17 protein-coding genes are annotated in these 24,988 nt (G+C 65.1%); 6 read left to right on the top strand and 11 right to left on the bottom strand.

Annotated elements, in window-relative coordinates; genetic code table 11:
- Positions 1-5: 5 nt before the first annotated feature.
- The 7 genes from galB to PMI04_RS08240 form a co-directional block, all read right to left on the bottom strand.
- Positions 6-2,687 carry a beta-galactosidase GalB gene (galB, locus tag PMI04_RS08270; protein ID WP_007714602.1) on the bottom strand — a complete coding sequence of 894 codons (2,682 nt, stop codon included), beginning with the start codon at positions 2,685-2,687 and terminating at the stop codon, positions 6-8.
- A gap of 11 nt (positions 2,688-2,698) precedes the next feature.
- Positions 2,699-4,159, bottom strand: a complete 1,461-nt coding sequence (locus PMI04_RS08265) for a mannitol dehydrogenase family protein (protein ID WP_007714601.1) — start codon at positions 4,157-4,159, stop codon at positions 2,699-2,701.
- Positions 4,156-5,568 carry a glucuronate isomerase gene (uxaC, locus tag PMI04_RS08260; RefSeq protein WP_007714599.1) on the bottom strand — a complete coding sequence of 471 codons (1,413 nt, stop codon included), beginning with the start codon at positions 5,566-5,568 and terminating at the stop codon, positions 4,156-4,158. Before uxaC ends, PMI04_RS08265 begins: the two co-directional genes overlap by 4 nt.
- On the bottom strand, positions 5,565-6,845 hold the full coding sequence (locus PMI04_RS08255; RefSeq protein WP_007714597.1) for an MFS transporter: 1,281 nt from the start codon (positions 6,843-6,845) through the stop codon (positions 5,565-5,567). Before PMI04_RS08255 ends, uxaC begins: the two co-directional genes overlap by 4 nt.
- A gap of 68 nt (positions 6,846-6,913) precedes the next feature.
- Positions 6,914-8,125, bottom strand: coding sequence for a D-mannonate dehydratase ManD (gene manD, locus PMI04_RS08250; RefSeq protein ID WP_007714595.1), 1,212 nt, complete (start codon positions 8,123-8,125; stop codon positions 6,914-6,916).
- 84 nt (positions 8,126-8,209) lie between these two features.
- A complete protein-coding gene (locus PMI04_RS08245) occupies positions 8,210-10,588 on the bottom strand; it encodes a glycoside hydrolase family 3 N-terminal domain-containing protein (protein ID WP_007714594.1) in 2,379 nt (792 codons plus the stop codon).
- Positions 10,589-10,591: 3 nt separating this feature from the next.
- A complete protein-coding gene (locus PMI04_RS08240) occupies positions 10,592-12,916 on the bottom strand; it encodes a glycoside hydrolase family 3 N-terminal domain-containing protein (RefSeq protein WP_193378318.1) in 2,325 nt (774 codons plus the stop codon).
- 191 nt (positions 12,917-13,107) lie between these two features.
- On the opposite strand from PMI04_RS08240, the gene PMI04_RS08235 reads away from it, so the two are divergent.
- On the top strand, positions 13,108-15,252 hold the full coding sequence (locus PMI04_RS08235; RefSeq protein ID WP_007714591.1) for an alpha-glucuronidase family glycosyl hydrolase: 2,145 nt from the start codon (positions 13,108-13,110) through the stop codon (positions 15,250-15,252).
- 74 nt (positions 15,253-15,326) lie between these two features.
- Entirely contained in the window at positions 15,327-16,400 is a 1,074-nt protein-coding gene (locus PMI04_RS08230) for a LacI family DNA-binding transcriptional regulator (protein WP_007714589.1), read from the top strand.
- Positions 16,401-16,584: 184 nt separating this feature from the next.
- Here the strand turns inward: PMI04_RS08230 and PMI04_RS08225 are convergent, their stop codons facing one another.
- From PMI04_RS08225 to purB, 3 genes are all read right to left on the bottom strand, one after another.
- Complete coding sequence (locus PMI04_RS08225) at positions 16,585-16,872, bottom strand: hypothetical protein (RefSeq protein WP_007714588.1); 288 nt, start codon at positions 16,870-16,872, stop codon at positions 16,585-16,587.
- Positions 16,873-17,073: 201 nt separating this feature from the next.
- A complete protein-coding gene (locus PMI04_RS08220; RefSeq protein WP_007714587.1) occupies positions 17,074-19,245 on the bottom strand; it encodes a TonB-dependent siderophore receptor in 2,172 nt (723 codons plus the stop codon).
- 337 nt (positions 19,246-19,582) lie between these two features.
- Positions 19,583-20,899, bottom strand: coding sequence for an adenylosuccinate lyase (gene purB, locus PMI04_RS08215; protein WP_007714584.1), 1,317 nt, complete (start codon positions 20,897-20,899; stop codon positions 19,583-19,585).
- Between the two features lie 287 nt (positions 20,900-21,186).
- Here purB and PMI04_RS08210 point away from each other — a divergent pair, with 287 nt between their 5' ends.
- Positions 21,187-21,642: an EF-hand domain-containing protein gene (locus tag PMI04_RS08210; RefSeq protein ID WP_007714582.1), complete on the top strand. Its 456-nt coding sequence runs from the start codon at positions 21,187-21,189 to the stop codon at positions 21,640-21,642.
- Positions 21,643-21,765: 123 nt separating this feature from the next.
- On the opposite strand, the gene PMI04_RS08205 is transcribed toward PMI04_RS08210, so the two are convergent.
- Complete coding sequence (locus tag PMI04_RS08205) at positions 21,766-21,954, bottom strand: hypothetical protein (protein ID WP_007714573.1); 189 nt, start codon at positions 21,952-21,954, stop codon at positions 21,766-21,768.
- Between the two features lie 226 nt (positions 21,955-22,180).
- On the opposite strand from PMI04_RS08205, the gene PMI04_RS08200 reads away from it, so the two are divergent.
- Genes PMI04_RS08200 through PMI04_RS08190 form a run of 3 tightly spaced genes read left to right on the top strand, consistent with a single transcriptional unit; the run spans position 22,181 to position 24,961 of the window.
- Positions 22,181-23,329: a fumarylacetoacetate hydrolase family protein gene (locus PMI04_RS08200; RefSeq protein WP_007714572.1), complete on the top strand. Its 1,149-nt coding sequence runs from the start codon at positions 22,181-22,183 to the stop codon at positions 23,327-23,329.
- Positions 23,326-24,084, top strand: a complete 759-nt coding sequence (locus tag PMI04_RS08195) for an SDR family oxidoreductase (RefSeq protein ID WP_007714571.1) — start codon at positions 23,326-23,328, stop codon at positions 24,082-24,084. Before PMI04_RS08200 ends, PMI04_RS08195 begins: the two co-directional genes overlap by 4 nt.
- A 1-nt stretch (position 24,085) precedes the next feature.
- Positions 24,086-24,961, top strand: coding sequence for an SMP-30/gluconolactonase/LRE family protein (locus tag PMI04_RS08190; protein ID WP_007714570.1), 876 nt, complete (start codon positions 24,086-24,088; stop codon positions 24,959-24,961).
- Positions 24,962-24,988 lie beyond the last annotated feature (27 nt).

Raw genomic sequence — 24,988 nt, 5'->3', positions numbered from 1 at the left:
AATTTTCAGCGGACTGTGGCATTTGTGCTGATGACGGCCTGAGCCGACGCGAGGCCGGGGGCGCTGGCGCGAACAATCACCCGCCCCTTCTCGCCCGGCTTGGCCTTCACGATCACCAGCGCCAGGCCATTGAAAGCCTTACGCTCCTGCGATGGAAAGGCGGTCAGGTCAGTCGGGTCGCCATTGTCGGTGGCGACGATTTCGCCCGGCCCCTCGATCGAGAAGCGGATGTCCTGCTTGGCGGCGGGGACGACATTGCCGTCCTTGTCGAGGATCTTGAGCGTCACGAAGCTGAGGTCACGGCCGTCATCGGCAATGGCGCTGCGATCGGCGGTCAGCGACAGCTTGGCCGCCTCACCCACGGTGCGGATCGTCTCGGTCGCCCAGGGCTGGCCCTTCTTCCAGGTGACGACCTTCACCTCGCCCGGTTCATAGACGACATAGTCCCAGCGGAAGCGATATTCATAATCGCGCTTCTTGACCTTGCCCTGCGACTTACCGTTGACGAACAGCTCCGCCTCGTCGGCCGAGGAGAAGACATGGACCGGGGTGATCTGACCCACCCGGTCCGGCCAGCTCCAGTGCGGCAGGATATGCGCGAATTGGAGGTCCGGCCGCCAGCGCGCCTGGTAGAGCCAGAAGCGGTCCTTGGGGAAACCGGCGAGATCGAGGATGCCGGAATAGGAGCTGCGCGACGTATAATAGGGCGTGGGTTCGCCCAGATAGTCGAAGCCGGTCCAGACGAACTCGCCCGCGACATAGGGGTTCTGGTCATCGGCAGCCCAGACCCGATCGGGCGAGGAGCCGAAATCGGCGGCATGCATCTCATAGGCGGAGACCTGATGCGTGTCGGGATTGCCGCCGGACCAGGGACGGACCGGGCCGCTGATCGCGCCGGCAACCGGGAACATATATTCGCCCCGGCTGGAAAGGGCCGAGGCGCTTTCGGTGGACAGGATGAGCTTGTCCGGGAATTTCGCGCGGAAGGCGGGATATTGGCCGACGATGCCGCGAATGCCGGCGCCCTGATAATTCAAGCTGATGACGTCGACCGTGGTCGGCAGAGCCATGTCCGCCTTGGCATAGTTCATCGCGCTGGTGGCCGGGCGGGTCGGGTCTTCCTGATGCGCGATGGCGACCAGTTCCCGGCCGATCTTCGCGCCCGCCTCGCCATCATATTGTTCGCCGACCTCGTTGCCGATGCTCCAGATGATGATCGAGGGATGGTTGCGGTCGCGGCGCAGCATGGCGCGCGCGTCGGCCTCATGCCAATCCGGGAAGATCAGGTGGAAGTCGTGCGGGGTCTTCTTCTTCTCCCAGCTGTCGAACACTTCGTCCATCACCAGAAAGCCCATGCGGTCGGTGAGCTCTAGCAGTTCGGGCGCGGGCGGATTATGGCTCATGCGCACGGCGTTGGTGCCCATGTCGCGCAGGATTTCGAGCTGGCGCTCGGCCGCGCGGGCGTTGAAGGCGGCGCCGAGTGCGCCGAGATCATGGTGATTGTTGACGCCCCGCAGCGGGATCTGCTCGCCATTGACGATCACGCCCTTGTCGGGATCGAACCGGATGTCGCGCACGCCGAAGCGGGTTTCATAGCTGTCGATCAGCTTGCCGCCCTGGGTGACGGTGGAGACGGCGACATAGCGGTTGGGCGCTTGCGTGGGCGGCGGGCCCCAGAGGCGCGGGTTGCTGAGGATCGTGCTGCCCTTCAGCTCCGCCTTGCCATGGGCGGCGATGCTGGTGGACTGGCGGGCGATGCTGGCGACCGGGCGGCCGATGCGCTTGCCGCTGGCGTCGATCGCATAGAGGGCGGTCGCGACCTCGACCTGCGCCGGGGTGTCGCCGTCATTGTCGAGGGTGAGGCTGAGGTCGACGCTGGCCTGCGCCTTGCTGACCTGGGGCGTGCGGACGATGCTGCCCCACTGGCCGACATGAACCTTGTTGGTGGTGGTGAGGTAGATGTCACGATAGAGGCCGCCGCCGGGATACCAGCGCGCCGAAGCCTGGGGATTGTCGAGGCGGATCACCAGCTGGTTCTGCCCGCCCGGCACCGCATAGGGGGTGAGGTCGAGGCGGAAGCTGTTATAGCCATAGGGCCAGCCGCCGACGAGCTTTCCATTGAGCCAGACGGTGGCGTAGGACATCGCCCCTTCGACATCGAGGAAGATCGACTTGCCCTTGTCGCTGGCGGGGATGGTCAGCGCCTTGCGATACCAGCCAATGCCCCAGCTCGGCAGGCGGCCCATGCCGCCATAGGGACCGTCCTTGATGAAGGGACCGGCGATCGCCCAGTCGTGCGGCAGGTCGACATGGGTCCAGCCGCTGTCGTCGAAGCCGGGCTGGACATAGGAAACGGTACCGCCCGGATTGCCGGCGGGACGGGTGTGATGCTTGGCGGGATCGGCGATGAAGGGATTGGCGCCGGGCAAGATCCAGGGCTTGAGCACCCGTGCGCCGCCGTCGTCCACCTGCACCGCCGCGTCCGGGCGGGCGTCGGCCACCTTGCCGTCGCCGGCGTCCTCGATCGACGGGCGTACATCATAGCGCAGATCCTCGGTCAGGCCGGCGGGATCGCCCTTGGTGAAGCGCCAGTCGCGGCTGATCGAGACGCTGTCGCGCGGCGCGGCCAGCAGGGTCGCGGGGCTGAGCAGGCAGGAAGCCAGCAGGATGGTGCGCAGGGTCTTCATCAGCGGTTCCGTCAGAGCTGGGCGAGCGCGGCGCGAGCGCCGTCGGCTTCGAGGATGGCGAGCCAGCGGATCAGCGCGGCGCGGAAGGCGGCATTGCCGGCAAGGTCGGCGGGCACCACGGCGTCGAAGGCCAGGATCGCGTCGACCCGGGCTTGCGTCGAGGATGCCTCGGCCAGCCGGGCGGCGATGGCGGCGGCGAGCGGATCGTCGACGACATGCGCTTCGCCCCCATCATCGACACCGGCCTGCCAGCGGACCCAGGCGGCGACGGCGAGCGACAGGGCATCGATCCCCTGCCCGCGTTCAAGCCGCGCGGCGATGGTGGCGAGCAGGCGCTGGGGCAGCTTCTGCGACCCGTCCATCGCGATCTGGCGCGTACGATGCTGCAGGGTCGAATTGTCGAAGCGCGCCATCAGTTCGCGGCGATAGGCGGCGACGTCCAGCTCGGGCGGCGGCGACAAGGTGGTCTGCGCCTCATCCCACAGGGTTTCGACGAAATGGCGGGCCTCGGGCAGCGCGAGCACTTCATGGACATGGTCGATGCCGGCAAGGCCGCCGAGATAGGCGATGCCGCTATGCGCGCCGTTGAGCAGGCGCAGCTTCGCCTCCTCCCAGGGGGCAACGGCGGCGGTGACCTGGACCCCGGCGCCGAAATCGGGGCGCGGGCCGCAGAATTTATCCTCGATCACCCATTGCAGGAAGGGTTCGGTCTTGACCATCGCCTGATCCTCGACGCCGAGCCGGGCGGCGAGCGCGGCGATATCGGCGTCGGTGGTGGCGGGAACGATGCGGTCGACCATGGTTTCGGGGAAGGCCCCTTCCGTCGCGATCCAGTCGGCCAGCGCCGGGTCGTGCCGGGCGGCGAGCGCCAGCACGGCGTTGCGCAGGCGCGTGCCATTATGCGGCAGATTGTCGCAGCTGATCGCGGTGAAGGGCGGCAGGCCTGCTGCCCGGCGCGCCGCGAGCGCAGCGACGAGGAAGCCGGGCGCAGTCTGCGGCGCGGCGAGCGAGGCCAGGTCGGCAGCGAGCTGGGGATCGCCCTCGATCAGGGCGCCGGTCGCCGGATCGAGCTTATAGCCCTTCTCGGTCACGGTCAGGGTGACGATATGGGTGTCGGGCGCGGCGAGCGCGGCGACCAGCGCGGCCGGATCTTCCGGCGCGACCAGCACCTGGCTCACCACGCCGATGATGCGGGCCTGCTCGGCCGATCCATCGCGCACCAGCATGGTATAGAGGCAGTCCTGCGGCATCATCTGGTCGCGCACGCCGGGCGAACGCAGCGACGCGGCGACCACGCCCCAGCGCAGGTCGCCCGCCGTTAAGGCGTCATCGAAGATGACAGCCTGATGCGCGCGGTTGAAGGCGCCGATGCCGAGATGGACGACGCCGGAACGAACCGCCGTCCGATCATAGCCGGGACGGACGATGTCGGCCGGCAGGCCCGCGAGCGTCGTGGAGGAAAGACGGGTCACAGCTTGTAAGCCGCCTTGACCAGATCATAGGCCAATGCGCGCGCGACCTCGAACGCCTCATCCTCCTCCAGCCGATGTTCGGCGACGAGTTGGGCCAGCCAGGCGCAATCCATGCGGCGGGCGACATCGTGGCGCGCCGGGATCGACAGGAAGGCGCGGGTATCGTCGTTGAAGCCGACCGTGTTGTAGAAGCCGGCCGTCTCCGTCGCCCGCTCGCGAAAACGACGCATGCCTTCGGGGCTGTCATTGAACCACCAGGGCGGACCGAGCTTGAGCGCGGGATAATGGCCGGCCAGCGGGGCGAGTTCGCGCGAATAGACATCCTCATCCAGGGTGAAGAGGATCAGGGTCAGGCGCGGATCATTACCGTAAAGGTCGAGCAGCGGCTTCAACGCCTGGACGAACTCGCCGGCGGTCGGAATGTCCGCCCCCTTGTCCTTGCCGAAGCGCGCGCGCACCGCGTCATTATGGTTGCGATGAACGCCGGGATGCAACTGCATCACCATGCCGTCCGCGATCGACATGCGCGCCATTTCGGTCAGCATATGGCCACGGAACAGCTCCGCTTCCCGGGCGGTCGCCGGGCCGGTCGTGACCTTGGCATAGAGCGCCTCAATCTCCGCGCTCGGCAGATTGGCGGTGAAGGCCGACGGATGGCCATGGTCGGTCGAGGTCGCCCCGGCTTCGCGGAAATCCGCGCGACGCTTTTCATGGGCGCGCAGATAGCCGGCAAAGCTGCCCGCATCCTCCCCCGCCATGGCGCAGAAACGCTGCACATTGTCGATGAAGCGCGGATCGTCCGGGTCCAGCACCGGATCGGGACGATAGGCGGTGACGACCTTGCCGCCCCAGCCCGACGCACGGATCGCGCGATGATGGTCGAGCGGATCGAGCGGCCCTTCGGTGGTGGCGATCACCTCGATATTATAGCGCTCGAACAGGGCGCGCGGGCGGAAGGCGTCGGTCTTCAGCGCGGCGTCGATGATGTCGTAATAATGATCGGCCGTCTCCGGCTCCAGCCGGACATCGATGCCGAACGCTTCGGCAAAGACCCAGTCGAGCCACATGCGTGATGGCGTGCCGCGAAACAGGTGATAATGGGCAGCGAAGCGGTGCCAGATAGCGCGCGGATCGCTTGCCGTGGGACTGCCGTCGATCGTCGGCACGCCCAAATCCTCCAGCTTCACCCCCTGGCTGTAGAGCATGCGGAACACATAATGGTCCGGCACGATCAGCAGCTCGGCGGGGTTGGCAAAGGGTTCGTCATAGGCGAACCAGCGCGGATCGGTATGACCGTGCGGGCTGACGATTGGCAGATCCTTGACCGTGGCATAGAGCCGGCGCGCAATGTCGCGCGTCGCCGGATCGGACGGAAAGAGGCGATCGGGGTGCAGGGTCAAGGGCTTCATAGGGGCTGTTCCGCAAGAGTGACCGGCGCATAGCGCGGGACGATGAGATGGAGCACCAGCAGCGCCAGCAGATAGGCGCAGGATGCGACGATGAAGATCGGCTGGAAGCTGCCGACGGTTTCCAGGATGATGCCGGCGAACTTGGCCATCAGCATGCCGCCGATCGCGCCGGCAAGGCCACCAAGGCCGACCACCGACCCCGCCATCCAGCGCGGAAAGAGGTCGCCCGGCAGCGCATAGACATTGGCCGAAAAGCCCTGATGCCCGGCGCAGGCGAGGCCGATCAGGCCGACCGCGATCCACATATTGGGCGCCTGGGCGGCGAAGGCGATCGGCAGGGCGCTAAGCCCGGCGCAGAACATCGCCGTCTTGCGCGCGCGGTTGATATTCATGCCCCGGCCCATCAGCCGCGACGACAGCCAGCCGCCCGCGACCGAGCCGACATCGGCGAGCAGATAGACGGCGATCAGCGGCGGGCCGAAGTCGAGCATCTTCACGCCATATTGCTTGTTGAAGAAGTCGGGCAGCCAGAAGAGGAAGGTCCACCAGACCGGATCGATCAGGAAACGCGAGGTCATATAGGCCCAGGTCTGGCGATAGCGGAACAGGGTGCGCCACTTGACCGGGCGGGCCGGTTCCTGCGGGTCCGCCTCGATCCAGGCCAGTTCTTCGGCGCTCAGCCCCTTCTTCTCGCGCGGGCGGCGGTAGAAGCTCAGCCAGGCGGCGAGCCAGAAGACCGTCAGCAGGCCGGTGAGGATGAAGGCCCAGCGCCAGCCCAGCGTGACCGCAATGACCGGGACGATCAGCGGCGTCAGGATCGCGCCGACATTGGAGCCGGCATTGAAGATGCCGATGGCGAAGGCGCGTTCCTTCTTGGGGAACCATTCATTGGTGGCGGCGATCGCCGCCGGGAATGTCCCTGCCTCGCCGATCGCCAGCGGAATGCGGGCGAACAGCATGCCGGCAGTCGAGGTGAAGAAGATGTGCATGACATGGCCGACCGTCCACAGGCCGACCGCCAGCGCATAGCCGGCCCGCGCGCCGATCCGGTCGATCAGCCGGCCAAAGGCGACATAGGCGATGCCGTAGCCGGCCTGGAACCAGATGGCGAGATCGGCATAGCCGCTCTCGCTCCAGCCATAGCGGGCCTGCAGATCGGGCTTGAGCGTCGGCAGGACGAGCCGGTCGATATAGCTCAGCACCACCGCCGCAAAGAGCAGGCCGCAGACGATCCAGCGGACCTTTCCGGACGGTTTGGGGATAGTCGGGCTCGTCATCACCGCTCCACTCTTCTCGATTACACGGCCCGCCACCCCCATGGTTTGGGAATGGCGGGTGGAGGGGATCACCAGTTGAACATGGTGCCGTCTTCGAGCCGGTTCACCGGCAGGAAGGCGCGATTATATTCATATTTGGCGGCCAGTTCTTCGTCGATGTCGACGCCCAGGCCCGGCTTGTCGCCCGGATGCATGGCGCCGTTTTCAAACGTGTAAGCATGGGGGAAGACGGCATCGGTCTCGGGCGTGTGGCGCATATATTCCTGCACCCCGAAATTCGGGACCGACAGGTCGAAATGGAGCGCGGCGGCCATGCAGACCGGCGACAGGTCGGTCGCGCCATGGCAGCCGGTGCGGACCTGATAGAGATCGGCCAGGTTCGCGATCTTGCGCAGATGGCTGATGCCGCCGGCATGGACCACAGTGGCGCGGATATAGTCGATCAACTGGTTCTGGATCAGTTCGCGGCAATCATGGATCGAGTTGAAAATCTCGCCCACGGCCAGCGGCGTGGTGGTGTGCTGGCGGATCAGCTTGAACGCATCCTGATTTTCAGCCGGGGTCGCATCCTCCAGCCAGAAGGGGCGATATTGTTCCAGATCCTTGCCCAGGCGCCCGGCCTCGATCGGGGTCAGGCGATGGTGGATGTCGTGCAGCAGATGCACGTCCCAGCCCAGTGCTTCGCGCGCGGCCTTGAACAGCTCGGGGACGATGCGGAGATATTTGCTGGTGTTCCAGACATTTTCGGTCGGCAGGTCGGCGTCGGCGGGTTCGTAGAAATATTTGTCCTTCGACACGCCATAGGTCGACGCCATGCCGGGCACGCCGCACTGGATACGGATCGCCTTGTACCCCTGCGCCTGATATTCCAGCGCGACCCTGACCGTATCCTCGATCGTCGTGCCATTGGCATGGCCATAGACCATGACGCTTTCACGGCTGGCGCCGCCGAGCAGCTGATAGACCGGCAGGCCGGCAATCTTGCCCTTGATATCCCACAGCGCGGTATCGACGGCGGCGATGGCCGACATCGTCACCGGGCCGCGCCGCCAATAGGCCCCCTTGTAGAGATATTGCCAGATATCCTCGATCTGGTGCGCGTCCCGGCCGATCAGGCAGGGAATGACATGGTCCTGCAGATAGGAGGCGACGGACAGTTCGCGGCCGTTGAGGGTCGCATCGCCCAGGCCATAGACGCCCTCCTCGGTCTCGATCTTGAGGGTGACGAAATTGCGGCCAGGGCAGGTAATGATGACCTTGGCGCCGGTAATCTTGGGCATGGATGCTCCCCTAAAACTGGTATGACCAATTTTGGTCATAGGCGATAATCAAAACACCATCAATATATTGGTCAGACCAATATATCAGGCAATTTCCAGCGTGACCGACTGGAGCGTGGCGCTGTCCGGCCCGACCATGATGTCGAACAGGCCGGGTTCGACCACCTCCTGCATGTCGAGATTCCACAGGGAGAAGGCCTCCGGACCGATCGCCAGGCGCACGGTGCGGCTTTCGCCCGGCGCCAGCGCGATCCGCTCGAACCCCTTCAATTCCTTGATCGGCCGGGTCACCGACGCGGTCTGGTCATGGACATAGAGCTGGACCACCTCCTCACCGGCAACACTTCCCACATTGCGGACCTCGATTTCAACAAAAACATCGCCACCGACGCCGATGCGGCCGGCCGACAGGCGCGGCTTGCCGAAGGTGAATTTGGTGTAGCTAAGGCCGAAGCCGAAGGGGAAAAGCGGACTGCTATCCTCGAACACATAGCCGCGCCGCGAGGATGGCTTGCGGTTGTAGAAGATCGGGATCTGGCCCGCGTCACGCGCGACGGTGACGGGCAGCTTGCCCCCCGGATTGACGTCGCCGAACAGGATGTCGGCCATGGCCGTGCCGCCCTCCTGCCCAGGATACCAGCATTCGAGCAGCGCATTGGCGCCGTCGACCACGGCAGGATAGCTGGGCGGGCGGCCGTTGATGGCGCACACCACCACCGGCTTTCCGGTCGCCTTCATCGCGGCGAACAGCTCATTCTGTTCACCGACGAGGTCCAGGCTGGTGCGGTCGCCCAGATGGTTCTTGGCAAAGCCTTCGCGGCTGGTCTGTTCGGTGTCACCGATGGCCAGCAGGATGATGTCGGCGGTCTTCGCAACCTCGACCGCTTCGGCGATCAGCTGGCGGTTCTTCGCCGGGTCGGCGAGGAAGACCTCGTCCACCGAGCGGTCCTCGCTCTGGGTGATGAACACGCCCTGGGCATGGACGATGTCCGCCCGGTTGCCGAGCTTCGCCTTCACCCCATCCAGCAGCGAAACCGCCTGGCGCGGGATCGAGGAATAGCCGCCCAGCCGCGCGATCGCGGCATTGGGGCCGACCACCGCGACCTTGCGATGGGCGCCGGGCCTGAGCGGCAGGGTGCCGTCATTCTTCAGCAGCACGATCGACTTGTGCGCCGCCTTGAGCGCCAGCGCGCGCGCCTCCGCATTGCCGGTGAGCGCATCATAATCGGCGCGTGGCCAGGGATTTTCGAACAGGCCCGCGCGGAACTTGAGCGTCAACATCCGCGTGCAGGCGAGGTTGACCGCCTCAAGGGGCACTTTTCCGGCGCGGACCTGTTCGACGAGCGTGCGATAGGCCAGGCCATCGGGCAGCTCGCAATCGACCCCGGCGCGGAGCGCGGCACGGGCCGTCGCCTCCAGGTCGGGCTGGACATGGTGGATGGTGTCGAGTTCGGGGACGGCGCCATAATCGCTGACCACGGCGCCATCGAAATGCCATTCGCCGCGCAGGATATCGCCGAGCAGCCACTTGTTCTGGTGGCTGGGGACGCCGTCAATCTCGTTATAGCTGGGCATGACGGCGGCGATGCCGGTGCGCTTGACCACCTGACGGAAGGGCGGGAAGAAATTCTCGCGCAGTTCGCGCTCGCTGATCGGCGCGGGCGCGATATTCTCGCCCGCTTGCGGCTGGCCATGGCCGGTCATATGCTTGAGCGTGGCCATGACCTTGTCCGGGCCGATCTGCTTGCTCTCCCCCTGCAGGCCCAGCACGGCGGCGACGCCCATCTCGCCGCAGAGATAGGGGTCTTCGCCAAAAGTCTCCTCGATCCGGCCCCAGCGCGGGTCGCGGGCGATGTCGACCACCGGCGAGAGGGCGAGATGAACGCCGCGCGCGCGCACTTCCCGAGCGATAACCGACTGGACATCGGTCATCAGCTGGCGGTCGAAACTGCCAGCCAGACCGATCGCCATCGGGAACATGGTGGCGTCGGTCGCCATGTAACCGTGGAGCGATTCCTCGTGGAAGAGAATCGGGATGCCGAGGCGGGTGTCCTCCACCGCCCATTTCTGGACGGCGTTGATGAAGGCGACGGTATCGGCCGGGGTGCGCCAGCGCGCGCCGACGCCGCCGGCCTGGGTCGACCCATTGGGGGCGCCGCGCCGGTCGGACGGACGGGTGATCTGGCCGAAGCTGGCGGGATAGGCCCTGCTCGCCTTGGCCGGCGAGAAGGTGAGATCATCCATGATGTCGGCCTTGGTCGCCCAGAGCGCGATGATCTGGCCGACCTTTTCCTCCAGGGTCATGCGGCCGAGCAGGTCGCGCACGCGCAGGTCGATGGGGGCGGTTGCGTCCTTGTAGAGCGGGCCGCCCTTCCCCTTCGCCGCCAGCGGGGCGGCGGCGAGCGCGGAGGTGGAGGCAAGCAGGCCGAGCGCCTGGCGACGGGCGAAGCGGGTCGTCATCATCGCTTATTGCACCGTCAGGGTGGTGGACTGGAGCGCGACCGAGCTGTTGCCGGTCATGATCTCGAAATCGCCGGGTTCGACGACGCGGCGCATCTGGTCGTTCCACATCTGCAGCGCTTCGGGACCGACGGTGAAGGTGACGGTGCGGCTTTCGCCGGGCTTGAGCGTCACGCGCTGGAAGCCCTTCAGTTCCTTGACTGGGCGGGTGACCGAGCTGACCTTGTCGCGGATATAGAGCTGGACGACCTCGTCCCCTTCCCGCGCGCCGGTGTTGCGGACGTCGACCGACACGCTGGTCTTGCCGCCGGTGCCGATCTTGGTGGCGGACAGGCGCGGCGCCGACAGGCTGAAATTCGTGTAGCTGAGGCCGAAGCCGAAGGGATAGAGCGGGTCGGTGGTGTCGAACAGATAGCCGCGCCGCGCCGAGGGCTTCATATTGTAGAACATCGGCAATTGGCCGACCGAGCGTGGCACGGTGACCGGCAGCTTGCCGCCCGGATTGACGTCGCCGAACAGGATGTCGGCCACGGCATTGCCGCCCTGCTCGCCCAGATACCAGCCTTCGAGGATGGCGTTGGCCTGTTCGCTGACCTTGACCGTGGAGGCCGGGCGACCGTTGATGAGGACGACGGTGATCGGCTTGCCCAAGGCTTTGAGCGCATCGAACAGTTCCTGCTGCTCGCCGACCAGATCGAGGCTGGGACGGTCGCCCAGATGATTGTCGGCCCAGCCTTCGCGGCTCGACTGCTCGGTGTCGCCAAGCGTCAGGATGATGCGATCGACATTGCGCGCCGCCTCGACCGCCTGGGCGATCAGCTTGCGGTTTTCGGCCGGATCGGACTTCACCACCTTGTCTTCCCACCAGTCGTCATTCTCGGTGATCTTGACGCCCTGGGCAAAGACGATGTTGGCCTTGGTGCCGACCCGCGCCTTGATCCCTTCGAGGATCGAGACGCTGTGCGGCGGCTGGCCATAATAGCCACCGAGGCGCGCAACCGCCGCGCTGGGGCCGATCACCGCGATCGTGCCCTCGGGCTTCAGCGGCAGCATGCCGTCATTCTTCAGGAGGGTGATGGAGCGCTGCGCCGCGGTGCGGGCCAGCGCGCGGGCCTCGTCATTATTGGTGATCGCGGCCGCCGCATTGGCGTCAGCATAGGGATTTTCGAACAGGCCGGCGCGGAACTTCAGCTCCAGCATGCGGCGGACGGCGAGATCGACCTTCGCCTCGCTGACCTTGCCCTCGCGCACCAGCTTGCCGAGCGTGGCATAGGACAAGCCCTCGGGCAGGTCGGCGTCGACGCCGGCATCGAGCGCGCGCATCGCCGCCTCTTCCAGATTGGCGGCGATATGGTGGATACTCATCAACTGGTCGACGGCCGAATAATCGGAGACGACGGCGCCGCGAAAGCCCCATTCCTGGCGCAGGACATTGTCCAGCAGCCAGCGATTGGCGTGGCTGGGCACCCCATCAATCTCGTTATAGCTGGCCATCACCGCCTCGATGCCGGTGCGCTTCACCACCTGTTCGAAGGGCGGGAAGAAATTCTCGCGCAGTTCGCGCTCGCTGACCGGCGCCGGGCCGACATTGGTGCCGCTTTCGGGCTGGCCATGGCCGGTCAGATGCTTGAGCGTGGCGAAGACATGCCCGGGGCGGAGCAGGCGCGAGCGCCCCTCGCCCTGCAGCCCTTCCACTGCGGCAACGCCCATTTCGCCGACCAGATAAGGATCCTCGCCATAGGTTTCCTCGATCCGGCCCCAGCGCGGGTCACGGGCGATATCGACCACGGGCGAGAGCACCATCGGCACGCCACGTGCGCGGATTTCGCGGCCGATCACCTGGTTGACCTGGCGCAGCATCGTCGGGTCCCAGCTCGACGCCATGGCGATCGACTGGGGGAAGCTGGTGGCGCCGACGGCGGCATAACCGTGCAGCCCCTCCTCATGGAACAGGATCGGGATGCCGAGCCGCGTTTCGGTCATCGCCCATTTCTGCAGCGCATTGACCAGCGCGACCGTCTGGCGCGGATCGCGCCCCTTGGCGACGCGCGGGCTGACCGCGCCCTTGGCATCGGATGGACGGGTGAAATGGCCCAGGCCATTGGGATATTTTTGGCGCAGCTTGGCCGGATCAAGCTGAAGATTGGCGTCGAAAATGCCGACCTTGCCTTCCCAGACGGTGGTGATCTGGGCGATCTTTTCATCCAAAGTCATGCGGGCGAGCAGATCATCGACCCGCGCTTCGATCGGGGCGGAAGCATCCTTGTAGAGCGGACGCTGCGACTGGACGCTGTCGGGGGCAGCAGAAAGCGGCGCGATCGGCGCGGCCATGACCAGAGCAAGCGCCGACGCGGCGCACAGGATTTTCACGGTTCTGATCACGAAGCCCCTCTCCATTTTTCCGGGCGGCGACCTTTTTGCTTGCCGCCCGCCAACTGATAGCGTTACCATCACAACCCAGAACAGACTTGTCAATGCCGGCAATCGCCCGGTGGAAAGAAATAGAGGGGGAGAGGCTCGAAATGGTTCCGCGCTTGTTTTGCTGGATGATTGCCAGCACGATGCTGGTCGCAACGCCGCCCGTCATGGCCGAGGATGGCTATGATCTGTGGCTGCGCGATGCGCGGATCGAAGGTGCCGCAGGCCAGCAGATTGCCGCCCATGCCCGCACCATCGTCAGCCTGAACAGCCCCAGCCTGGCGATCGCCCGGCAGGAATTGCAGCGCGGCATCGGCGGCACGACCGGCGCCCTTCCCGCCCTGTCGGACATGATCCAGCAAGGATCGCTGCTGCTGCAATCAGCGACATCCACCCGCGCCATGGCCGTCTCGACCGAAGGTCTGGGACCGGACGGCTATGCGATTCGCAGCATGAACGTCGAGGGCAAGCCGGTCACGGTGATCGCGGGCGCCACCGACATCGGCGTGCTGCACGGTGCCTATGCCTGGCTGCGGCTGGCCGAGACCGGCGCAGCGCTCGACCGACTGGACGTCCGCAGCACGCCGCGCATCGGCCTGCGCCTGCTCAACCATTGGGACAATCTGGATGGCACGGTGGAGCGCGGCTATGCTGGCCAGTCGATCTGGGACTGGTGGCGCCTGCCCGATTATAAGGGGCCGCGCTATACCGACTATGCCCGCGCCAATGCGTCGCTGGGTATCAACGGCACGGTGCTCAACAATGTGAACGCCAAGGCGGACAGCCTGACCGCCGCCTATATCGCCAAGGCGGCCGCGCTGGCCGACCTGTTCCGCCCCTATGGGATCAAGGTCTATCTGTCGGTCAAATGGACCGCACCGATGGAACTGGATGGCCTCAAAAGCGCCGATCCGCTCGACCCGGCGGTTGCCGCCTGGTGGAAGACCAAGGCCGACGAGATCTACAAGGCGATCCCCGATTTCGGCGGCTTTCTGGTCAAGGCCAACAGCGAGGGCCAGCCCGGCCCGCAGGATTACAAGCGCACCCATGCCGATGGCGCCAACATGCTGGCGGCCGCAGTCAAGCCGCATGGCGGCATCGTGATGTGGCGCGCCTTCGTCTACGCCCATGACAATCCCGACGATCGCGCCAAGCAGGCCTATAGCGACTTCAAGCCGCTCGACGGCCAGTTCGCCGACAATGTCATCGTCCAGGTGAAGAATGGCGCGATCGACTTCCAGCCGCGCGAACCCTTCCACCCGCTGTTCGGCGCGATGCCCAAAACGCCGCTGATGATGGAATATCAGATCACCAAGGAATATCTGGGCCAGTCGACCCACCTTACCTATCTCGGCCCGCTGTTCGAGGAGGTGCTGAAGAGCGACACGCTGGCCAGAGGCAAGGGATCGACCGTCGCCAAGGTGATCGACGGATCGCTGGAAGGCCATAGGCTGACCGGCATCGCCGGGGTCGCCAATATCGGCGTCGACCGCGATTGGAGCGGGTCGATCTTCAACCAGGCGGACTGGTATGCGTTCGGCCGCATGGCCTGGGACCCTGACCTGACTGCCGAAGCGGTGGCACGCGAATGGGCGGCACAGACCTTCTCGCCCGATCCCAAGGTGGTTGCGCCGATCGTCGCGATGATGATGGGATCGCGCGAGGCGGCGGTCGACTATATGACGCCGCTGGGCCTGGCCCATATCATGGGCACCGGCCATCATTATGGCCCCGCCCCCTGGGTGTCCGAACTGGCACGTCCGGAATGGAACCCGGTCTATTATCACAAGGCCGACAGGCAGGGCATCGGCTTTGACCGGACAAAGACGGGCAGCAATGCCACCGGCCAATATGCGCCGGCGCTGGCGAAGCTGCTCGACAATCCGAAGACCACGCCGGAGCGCGACCTGCTGTGGTTCCACCATCTGCCCTGGGACTATCGCCTGGCGTCGGGCGAGACGCTGTGGGATGGCCTCATCCATCATTACGACCGGGGCGTGGAAGCGGTCGCGGCGATGCAACGGGACTGGGCCGCGCTCAAGCCCCAGGTCGATGCCGAGCGCTTTGCCCAGGTCGAGGCCTTCCTGGCGATCCAGCATCGCGAGGCGCTATGGTGGCGCGACGCCTGCATCGCCTATTTCCAGTCGGTGTCCGGCCGCCCCCTGCCCGCCGGCAGCGCGGCGCCCGCCCACCCGCTCGACTGGTACAAGGCGCAGAGCTTCCCCTATGCCCCGGGACACCCGAAATGAAATATTACTTAAGCTTGCGGAACGATGCCGCTAGCAGGGGAGCATAGTCTCATGTCGAAGGCCCTGATGTCCTGATGGAAGTCCGTAATTCCCGCCGCCAGCGCAATGCCCCCACCATAAACGATGTGGCGAAACATGCCGGCGTGTCACCGATGACGGTGTCGCGGGTGATCAACGGTGAACAAGTGGTGCGGGCAGCGACCAAGGCGAAGGTGGAGGCGGCGATCGCCGCGCTCAACTATTCCCCCAGCGCCGCCGCGCGCAGCCTGGCGGGCGGGGACGAGACGCGGATCGGCCTGCTCTATTCCAACCCGTCAGCATCCTACCTGTCGGAATTCCTGGTCGGCAGCCTGGACCAGTCGAGCCGCGCCGGCGTCGACCTGGTCGTCGAGAAATGGGACGAGCAGACCGCGATCAAGGCGGTGGTCGACCATCTGGTGCGCGGCCGGATCGACGGCGTCGTGCTACCGCCGCCATTGTGCGATCACGGCGCAATGATCGACGCCCTGCGCGAGGCGGGCATCCCCGCCGTCGTGGTGGCGACCGGCCATGCGCCGGCCAGCCTGGCCGCGGTCAGCATCGACGATCAGGCCGCCGCCCATGAAATGACCCGACACCTGATTGACCTGGGCCATAGCCGCATCGGCTTCATCAAGGGCCACCCCAATCTCAGCGCCAGCGAGGAACGCTATCAGGGCTATTGCCGTGCACTGGCCGAAGCCAGCATCGCGCTGGACGAAAACCTCGTCGAACAGGGTTTCTTCACCTACCGATCCGGCCTGGACGCCGCCGAGCATATCCTGGCGCGCGACAACCCGCCGACCGCCATCTTCGCCAGCAATGACGACATGGCCGCCGCGACCGTGGCGATCGCCCATCGCAACGGGCTGGACGTGCCGGGCGACCTCACCGTCTGCGGCTTTGACGACACCTCGCTCGCCACCACGATCTGGCCGGAACTCACGACCATCCGCCAGCCGATCAGCGCCATGTCGCGCGCCGCCGTCGACCTGCTGGTGCGCCACATCAAGAGCCGCCGTGCCCAGAGCGAGGACGGTCCGCCGCACATGCTGCTCGACTATGAACTGGTTCGCCGCCAGTCCGACGCGGCACCGCGGCTGCGCCCCAAGCACGAGGGCCGGAAATAGAATCCGCCGCGCTTAACTTCGCATATTTCCGGTCCATCCCAGCATTTGCGTACGCAAGCTGGGATCATCATGCGGACTGCGGCTGCGCCGGCGATCGGAACAAGTCTTTGTCGCTAGCAGAGCGCCAAAGCCCGGATAGGCACAAGGACGTCCCGCCTCATGATGAAGCGGGACGCCGTGCGTGTCAGTTGGGTGCGCAGCCGGCTTGATTCGAGCCGTAACAGGGATTGCCGGGATGCGGCTTGATCGGATCCTTGCCGGGATATCCGCTCGTCTCATCCCCATAATAGAGACCATAGCAATATTGCTCGGCCTGGCTCTGCGTGCCCATCCCATATTGGACATATTTGGCCACGCACGAGAGGTAGAGTTGCTCCTGCTCCTCATCCCATTCCGCCGCCGTGCCGATAGCGGGAATGGCGAACGCAGCACCGAGCGCCGCTGCGACAGTCAAGAACCTGCGAATTGCCATGGATATCGCTCCTCTATTGGTGAGGCGCGCAACGTATCAGCCACTTATCGAACCGCAAGAAATTCTGTCATAAATATCAATTAAATCAATAGTTTACATAAATTCTCCAGAAATATCCTATGGTTTAGATCGGGTAAGCAAAAAATAGCTATGGCCCTATCCATCCCCTCTTCGAGGCGAAGGGATGGATGCCACATCTCCTTACAGCGTACCGCGCAGGGTGAAGGTGACGGCGCGGGGTTCGCCATAGCGGGCGCTGCCCAGATAGAGGCCGGAATAATAGGTCTTGTCGAAGAGATTATCGACATGGACCAGCACCGACAGATGGTCCGATAAGCGATAATTGGCGAGCAGATCGACGGTCGCCAAACTACCCTGACTGTAGCTTTCATCATTCGGCCCCAGCCCTTCGGCCGTCGTCTTGCCCTGCCATTTCAGATTGCCGCCCAGCGTCAGCCCGGCGAACTGGTCGGGCAGCGTATAGGCGGTGAACAGTTTGACGCTGTTCTTCGCAATCTGCGGCATTTGGCGCACGCCGTCGCGATCCTCCGCCCGGGCATTGGCAAAGCCGCCGGCGACGCGCCAGCCGGGCAGTATCTCGCCCTTCACCTCCAGTTCGAAGCCCGAAGACTTCATGCCCGACACGGCATGATAGGCAGAGCTGCCGTCCGGCGCGAAAATGCCGGGTCCGTCGGCCAGGGCATAATTATCCTGCTTCATCTTGAACACGGCGGCGGTGGCGCTCAGGCGCCCGTCGAGGAAATCGGCCTTGAGGCCCGCTTCATAGGTATTGCCTTCAAGTGGGGCGATGACATCGCCGTCGACGGTGCGCGCCGTCTGCGGCTCGAACACGCTGGCATAGCTGACATAGGCCGAAATGGTCTTGCTGAAATCCAGCACCAGGCCGGCATAGGGAGTGAAGACCGCCTTCTCATCGACCACCGGGCTCCAGACCTTGGGGCCGGTGACGTCCTGTGCATAGCTGTCCTGCTTCCACCAGGTCAGGCGGCCGCCGGCGATGATCGACAGCGGGCCGATCGGCTTCAACCGGGCGACGCCGGCCACCGAGCTGGTCTCGACCCGGTTGCCCGACGCGCCGCCCGTTGCGGTCAGATCGGGCTTGGCGACGTCGCCGGTGGGGAAATAGCTATAGGCGTTGATCGGATACATATAGTCGCTGCCGTCCCACCAGCCCGGATAGGGCGTCTGGTCATCATCGAAGCGGGTATGGCTGAGCGTCAGGGCGACATGCTGCTCCTGGCCCAGCGCCTCGAACGCGCCGCGCAGATTGGCATAGACGGCGTTGAGCGTCAGGTCGGACGCCCAGCGGGTGGCGTAGAATGTGCCGCCATCGCCGGTGTCCTTGTCGATCGCGGTGCCGAAGAAATAGCCGATCGTCTCGTCATAGGAGCCCGACTTGTGCTCGGCATCGACCTGCAAATGCCAGTTGGCATCGAAATCATGGGCGATCGAGGCGAAGAGGTTGACACTCTTGCGACGGAAGTCGGACCAGTCAGCGCCGCCATTGGTCGAGCGGGCGAAATCGGTCTTGCTGCCGTCGGTGAAGAAGAGCGGCACGCCGCCGCGCGAGGCGCCCTCGTTGCGGAAATTCTGATATTCGACGCCGGCGGTCAGCAGGGTGCTGGGGCCAAGATCGGCCTCGATCACGCCATAGAGCGCCTGGCGCTTGGCATGTTCGCGATCGATGAAGGTCTTATTATCCTGCCAAGCGCCGGCGACGCGGGCACGGACATGGCCGCTGGCGGTCAGCGCGCCGCCGACATCGCCCTCGGCCCGATATTTGTCCCAGGAACCGATCGTCGCCGCAACCGTGGCGCTCAGGTCCGCGCCCGGGCGCTTGCGTACCATGTTGATCGCCGCCGATGGCTCACCGGTGCCGGTCATCATGCCGGCAGACCCGCGGATCACCTCGATCCGGTCATAGGCGATCATGTCGGCCGTATCTTCGGTGAAGCCATAGATGTTGCTGGGGCGGGCGATGCCATCGACCAGGTAATTCTTCACCGCAAAACCGCGCGCGGTATAGTTGGTGCCGTCGGTGCCGAGCGCGCTGGAACGATTGGACTGGATACCGACAATCTGATCCATCACCTCGGAAATGTCGGTCAGCCCCTGCTCCTGCATGCGCAGGCTGTCGAGGCTGGTGACAGACTGGGGCGTTTCACGCGTCGTCAGGGTCAGGCCATTGGTTTCGGTGTGCCCCGTCACCACGATCGAATCCGGGGCGGGTGCATCCGCATCGGATGCGTCCGCGGGCCGCTGGGCCTGGGCGCTGGTTGCGGCCAGCAGCATGCAGGCTGCGATCGACGCCGCGCCATGACGGACAACATTCTTCTTCGATGCAAAGGACATAAGGCACTTCCCCCATATTTCGCCATGCCCTGAACATGGCGCCCTGGTTATTGGATCGCGCCTTAATGATAGTGATTTTCAAATGCAACGATTCGGAAACAATCATGCGCGGAATATCAGCCGGAGCGCGTTGCTCCGCCATCGATCGGCCATGATGGCGAGCGTGAGGATGGAGCGAGGGGCGGCGATCTGGCGCCGGCGCCGCAATCAGAGTGCCCATCTTTGGGCACAAGGCCGCGAGAGAAGCGAAATGTCGGCACATCAAAAAAGGGCGCCGGACCGGCTGGTCGGGCGCCCTGTTTTTGCAATGTCACGCGGCCGTCGCCGCGCGCGGGGATCAGGCTTCGCCGAAGACGCGCGCGAAGATCGTGTCGACCTGGCGGAAATGATAGTCGAGGTTGAACTTGTCCTCGATTTCCTGCGCGCTCAGCGCCTTGGCGACGTCTTCGTCGGCCTTGAGCAGTTCGAGCAGCGAGAGCTGGCCGTCGGATTCCCAGACCTTCATCGCGTTGCGCTGGACATAGCGATAGCTGTCTTCGCGGCTGACGCCGGCCTGGGTCAGGGCCAGCAGCACGCGCTGCGAGTGGACGAGGCCACCCATCTTGTCGAGATTCTTCATCATCCGCTCGGGATAGACGAGCAGCTTGTCGATCACGCCGGTCAGGCGCGCGAGTGCGAAGTCGAGGGTGATCGTCGCGTCGGGACCGAAGAAACGCTCCACCGACGAATGGCTGATGTCGCGCTCATGCCACAGCGCGACATTTTCCAGCGCCGGGACGACGGCGGCGCGCACGACGCGGGCGAGGCCGGTGAGATTTTCGGTGAGGACCGGGTTGCGCTTGTGCGGCATGGCCGACGAGCCTTTCTGGCCCGGCGAGAAATATTCCTCGGCCTCCAGCACTTCGGTGCGCTGGAGATGGCGGACCTCGACGGCGAGGCGCTCGATCGAGCTGGCGATGACGCCCAGGGTCGCGAAGAACATGGCGTGGCGATCGCGCGGGATCACCTGGGTCGAGACCGGCTCGATCGCGAGGCCAAGCTTTTCGGCCACATGTTCCTCGACGCGCGGATCGATATTGGCGAAGGTGCCGACCGCGCCCGAAATCGCGCAGGTGGCGACTTCCTCGCGCGCGGCGATCAGGCGCGCCTTGCAACGCGAAAATTCGGCATAGGCCTCGGCCATTTTGAGGCCGAAGGTGACCGGTTCGGCATGGATGCCGTGGCTGCGGCCGATGGTCGGGGTCAGCTTATGCTCGAAGGCGCGGCGCTTGATGACGGCGAGCAACTGGTCGAGATCTTCGAGCAGGATATCGGCGGCGCGGGTCATCTGCACGGCCAGGCAGGTGTCGAGCACATCGGAGCTGGTCATGCCCTGGTGCATGAAGCGGGCTTCGTCGCCCACCTGTTCGGCGACCCAGGTCAGGAAAGCGATGACGTCATGCTTGGTGACCGCTTCGATCGCGTCGATCGCCGGCACGTCGATGGCGGGATTGGTGGCCCACCAGTCCCACAGCGCCTTGGCAGCCGACGGCGGGACGACGCCCAGCTCGCCCAGCTTCTCGGTCGCGTGCGCCTCGATCTCGAACCAGATCTTGAAGCGGGCTTCCGGCTCCCAGAGGGCGGTCATTGCGGGACGGGAATAGCGGGGGACCATGGGCGAATCCTGCGTCTGGAGGGTGAATATTGCCGCGCCGCCTAGCAGCCCGCGCCCCTTGGGGCAATTCGGGAGGTCCCCACGTCCCGCCGACGCCTCATTCGGCCGCAATTATCGAAGCAAAGACAGTCGAACCGAAGCATTTCGCAAGTCCAAATGCGTAGATGAACCGATATTCAGGAACTTTTCCTAGTCCTCATACATTGTAACATGGCAATTAAGGCAGGAAGCCAAAGCAGGCGCCCAATGCAGGCCCTGCGCGTTTCAATGATATAAAGGATGTCGCCATGATCCGCACCTTGCTTCTGACAAGCGCCATGCTGGTCGCCGCGCCGGCACTGGCGCAGCAGGCCCCGGCGGCCGACCCGTCCGCACAGGTTCCGTCCACACAGGCCCCGTCCACGCAGGACATGCCGCAGGCCACCGAGCCCACCGCCCCCGCAAGCCCGGCCGAACCACAGGCCGCCCAGCCTGCGAACCCGGCCAATTCGGTCGCTGCGATCGTCGAGTCGGAATTTCCGGCCTATGACGCCAACAAGGACGGCCAGCTCGATCAGGCCGAATTTTCGCGCTGGATGGTGGCGCTCAAGGATCAGGAAATGAAGGCGACGGGCAAGTCCTTGCCATCCGCCGAGGTGACGGCCTGGGCCAGCGGTGCCTTTACCACAGCGGATGCGGACAAGAGCGCCGCAGTCAGCAAGCCTGAACTGATCAGCTATTTGAGCGGCAGCGCAGGCGCATAATTCCCCCACCTGTCACGAAGGCAGGGGAACAACAGAACCCGCAACGGGTCGCACCAGGGCGGCATGGCGTAACGGTCATGCCGCCTTTTTGTGCCCTTGCAGCGACGGCAAGTCGCCCCGGCGTCAGCCCCGCTTCTTGCTGGTGTAGAGCAGGGCGGCGACGATCGCCGCCGAGCCGATGCCCACGGCCGTGCCCATCCACACACCCTTGCTCGCAGACTTGCGCGCTGCGGTGGCGAGGTCAGGCACCGTTTCAGTCGAGGAGGCCTGGGGTTCTGCGCCCTTGGGCGCGCTGTCGTCAGTCTTGCTCATGGTCGCCCCTCTATGCCGCAGCCCGGCCGCCAAGAAAAGCGCATAGCGAGCGGCTTGCCGCAATTTCGCCCACCCCGATGCGGCCGGGCCAAGCCAGCGGCGCTCCCGGCACGCCGCCCACCCGTGCGCCTGTTCGCGTAGCGAATATGGCGAAGAGGTCTTGACTTGGGCACCGCTTCCATGTTGGTAGCGCTATCAATTACAACCATGCCTTTAGGAGTGGACGATGCCCGGGGCTACCGCTTTGCTTGATTACCTGCCACATGATTGGCGGACCGGCCTGTTCCTGGGCCGCGTACAGACCGCCGACGGCCCCAGCCCGATCCTCGTATCGCACGGCATCGCCTATGACATGAGTGCGATCGCGCCGACATCGGCACAACTGGTTGAAAAGCTGCCCTTCATCGATGCCAGCGCTGGCGTGTCGCTGGGCGCGCTCGACGCGATCGAGCTGCCGCTGCTCAGCCCGGTCGATCTGCAATGCGTCAAGGCGTGCGGCGTGACCTTTGCCCTGTCCGCGCTGGAGCGGGTGATCGAGGAACGGGCGCGCGGCGACGCCGGCGCCGCGGCGGAGATTCGCGGCCGCCTGGAAGAGCGGGTGGGCGGTTCGATCCGCGCCGTCGTGCCCGGCACCGAAGAAGCCGCCGCGCTGAAGGCCGCGCTGATCGAGGACGGCCTATGGTCGCAATATCTGGAGGTCGCGATCGGTCCGGACGCCGAGGTCTTCACCAAGGCGCCGGTGCTGGCCACCGTTGGGCCGATGGCGCAAATCGGCATCCGGTCGGATTCGACCTGGAACAATCCCGAGCCGGAAGTCGTGCTGCTGGTCAATGCCGATGGCCAGGCCGTCGGCGCGACGCTGGGCAATGACGTCAACCTGCGCGATTTCGAGGGGCGCTCCGCCCTGCTGCTGGGCAAGGCGAAGGATAATAATGCGTCCTGCTCGCTCGGCCCGCTGGTCCGTCTGTTCGACGAACATTTCACCATCGACGACGTGCGCAATGCCGAAGTCGGCCTGACCATTGAGGGGCCGGAAGGCTATACCCTCGAAGGCACCAGCCGCATGGACCAGATCAGCCGCGATCCGCTGGAACTGGTGCGCCAGACCCTGTCGGAACATCAATATCCCGATGGCTTCGCCCTGTTCCTGGGCACGCTGTTCGCGCCGGTGCAGGACCGTGACGAGGAAGGTCGCGGTTTTACCCACAAGGTCGGTGACATCGTTGCCATTTCGACCCCGCGCCTGGGCAAGCTGGTGAACCCGGTGGTGACATCGAAGGATGCAGCGCCCTGGACTTTCGGCATCACCGCCCTGTTCGCGAACCTGGCCCGACGCGGCCTGCTGATCAGCCTGAACGAGAAAGAATCCGCATGAACCACGCCATCTACCCCAGCCTGAAGGGCAAGCGGGTCATCATCAGTGGCGGCGGCAGCGGCATCGGCGAAGGCCTGGTCGAAGCCTTTGTCGGCCAGGGTGCCCATGTCGCCTTTTGCGACATCGCCATTGCCGAGAGCGAGGCACTGGTCGCACGGCTGGCGGATGCGCCGTTCAAGCCGCTCTTCTTCCCCTGCGACCTGCGCGACCTGGACGCCCTGCAAGCGATGATGGCGCAGGCCGAGGCCGAACTGGGCGGCATCGACATCCTGATCAACAATGCCGCCAATGACGACCGGCATGAAATCGAGCAGGTAACGCCGGCCTATTGGGAAGAGCGGATGGCGGTCAACCTGCGCCACAAATTCTTCGCCGCGCAGGCGGCCATTCCGGCGATGAAGCGCGCCGGCGGCGGCGTGATCCTGAACTTCGGGTCGATTAGCTGGCACCTCGCCCTGCCCGACCTGATCCTCTACCAGACCGCCAAGGCAGCGATCGAGGGGATGACCCGCAGCCTGGCCCGTGACCTGGGCCGGGACAATATCCGCGTCAACACGATCATTCCGGGCAATGTGAAGACGCTGCGCCAGGAAAAATGGTACACGCCCGAGGGCGAAGCCGAAATCGTCGCGGCGCAATGCCTGGACGGCCGCATCCTGCCGGTCGACGTCGCCGCGCTGGCGATGTTCCTGGCGTCGGACGATGCGCGCCTGTGCACCGGCCATGACTATTTCATCGACGCCGGCTGGCGCTGAGATGAGCGACGCCGCACCGCGCAGCGTCCTATCGGTCGGGGCGATGCTGGGCGAAGGGCCGGTCTGGGTCGCGCGCGAGGCCGCCCTGTGGTTCGTCGACATCAAGGGTCATGCGATCCACCGCTTCGACCCGGCGCTGGGCGTATCCAATAGCTGGACCACGCCCGGACAGGTCGGCTGGATCCTGCCGACCGACGACGGGCTGTTCGCCGTCGGCCTGCAGTCGGGCGTGCATCGCTTCGATCCGAAGAGCGGCGCCTTCACCCTGCTCCATGCGCCCGAAGCGCATCGGCCGGGCAACCGGCTGAACGACGCCACGGTGGCGCCGGACGGCGCGCTGTGGTTCGGGTCGATGGACGATGAAGAAGCAGAGGAAAGCGGCCGTTTCTACCGGCTGCATCGCGGCGACCTGGTCGAGAGCGGGCTGGCCGCCGTGTCGATCACCAACGGCCCTGCCCTCTCGCCCGACGGACGCATCCTCTATCATACCGACACGCTGGGCCGCGCCATCTGGCAATGCCCGGTCGATGCCGATGGCGTCGCTGGCGCCCCAACCCTGTTCACCCGGATCGAGGATGGCGCAGGCTATCCCGATGGCCCCACCATCGATGCCGAAGGCTGTCTGTGGACCGGGCTGTTCGGCGGCTGGGCCGTGCGGCGCTATGATCCGGCCGGCCAGTTGATGCGCCATATCAGTTTCCCGGTCGCCAACATCACCAAGATCGCCTTTGGTGGCCCGGACCTGACCACGGCCTATGCCACGACGGCGCGGAAGGGGCTGGATATGACAGCGTTGACAAAGCAACCCCTGGCGGGCGATCTGTTCGCCTTCGATCCCGGCGTCGCGGGGCTGCCGGGCCATGTCGCAACGATATAGAAGATATAGAGAGCTGGAAGGACAATC

It is taken from the genome of Sphingobium sp. AP49 (genome assembly GCF_000281715.2).
Taxonomy (GTDB): domain Bacteria; phylum Pseudomonadota; class Alphaproteobacteria; order Sphingomonadales; family Sphingomonadaceae; genus Sphingobium.
The sequence above is the reverse complement of the archived record's forward strand: the minus strand, read 5'-3'. Positions and strand labels throughout refer to the sequence as shown.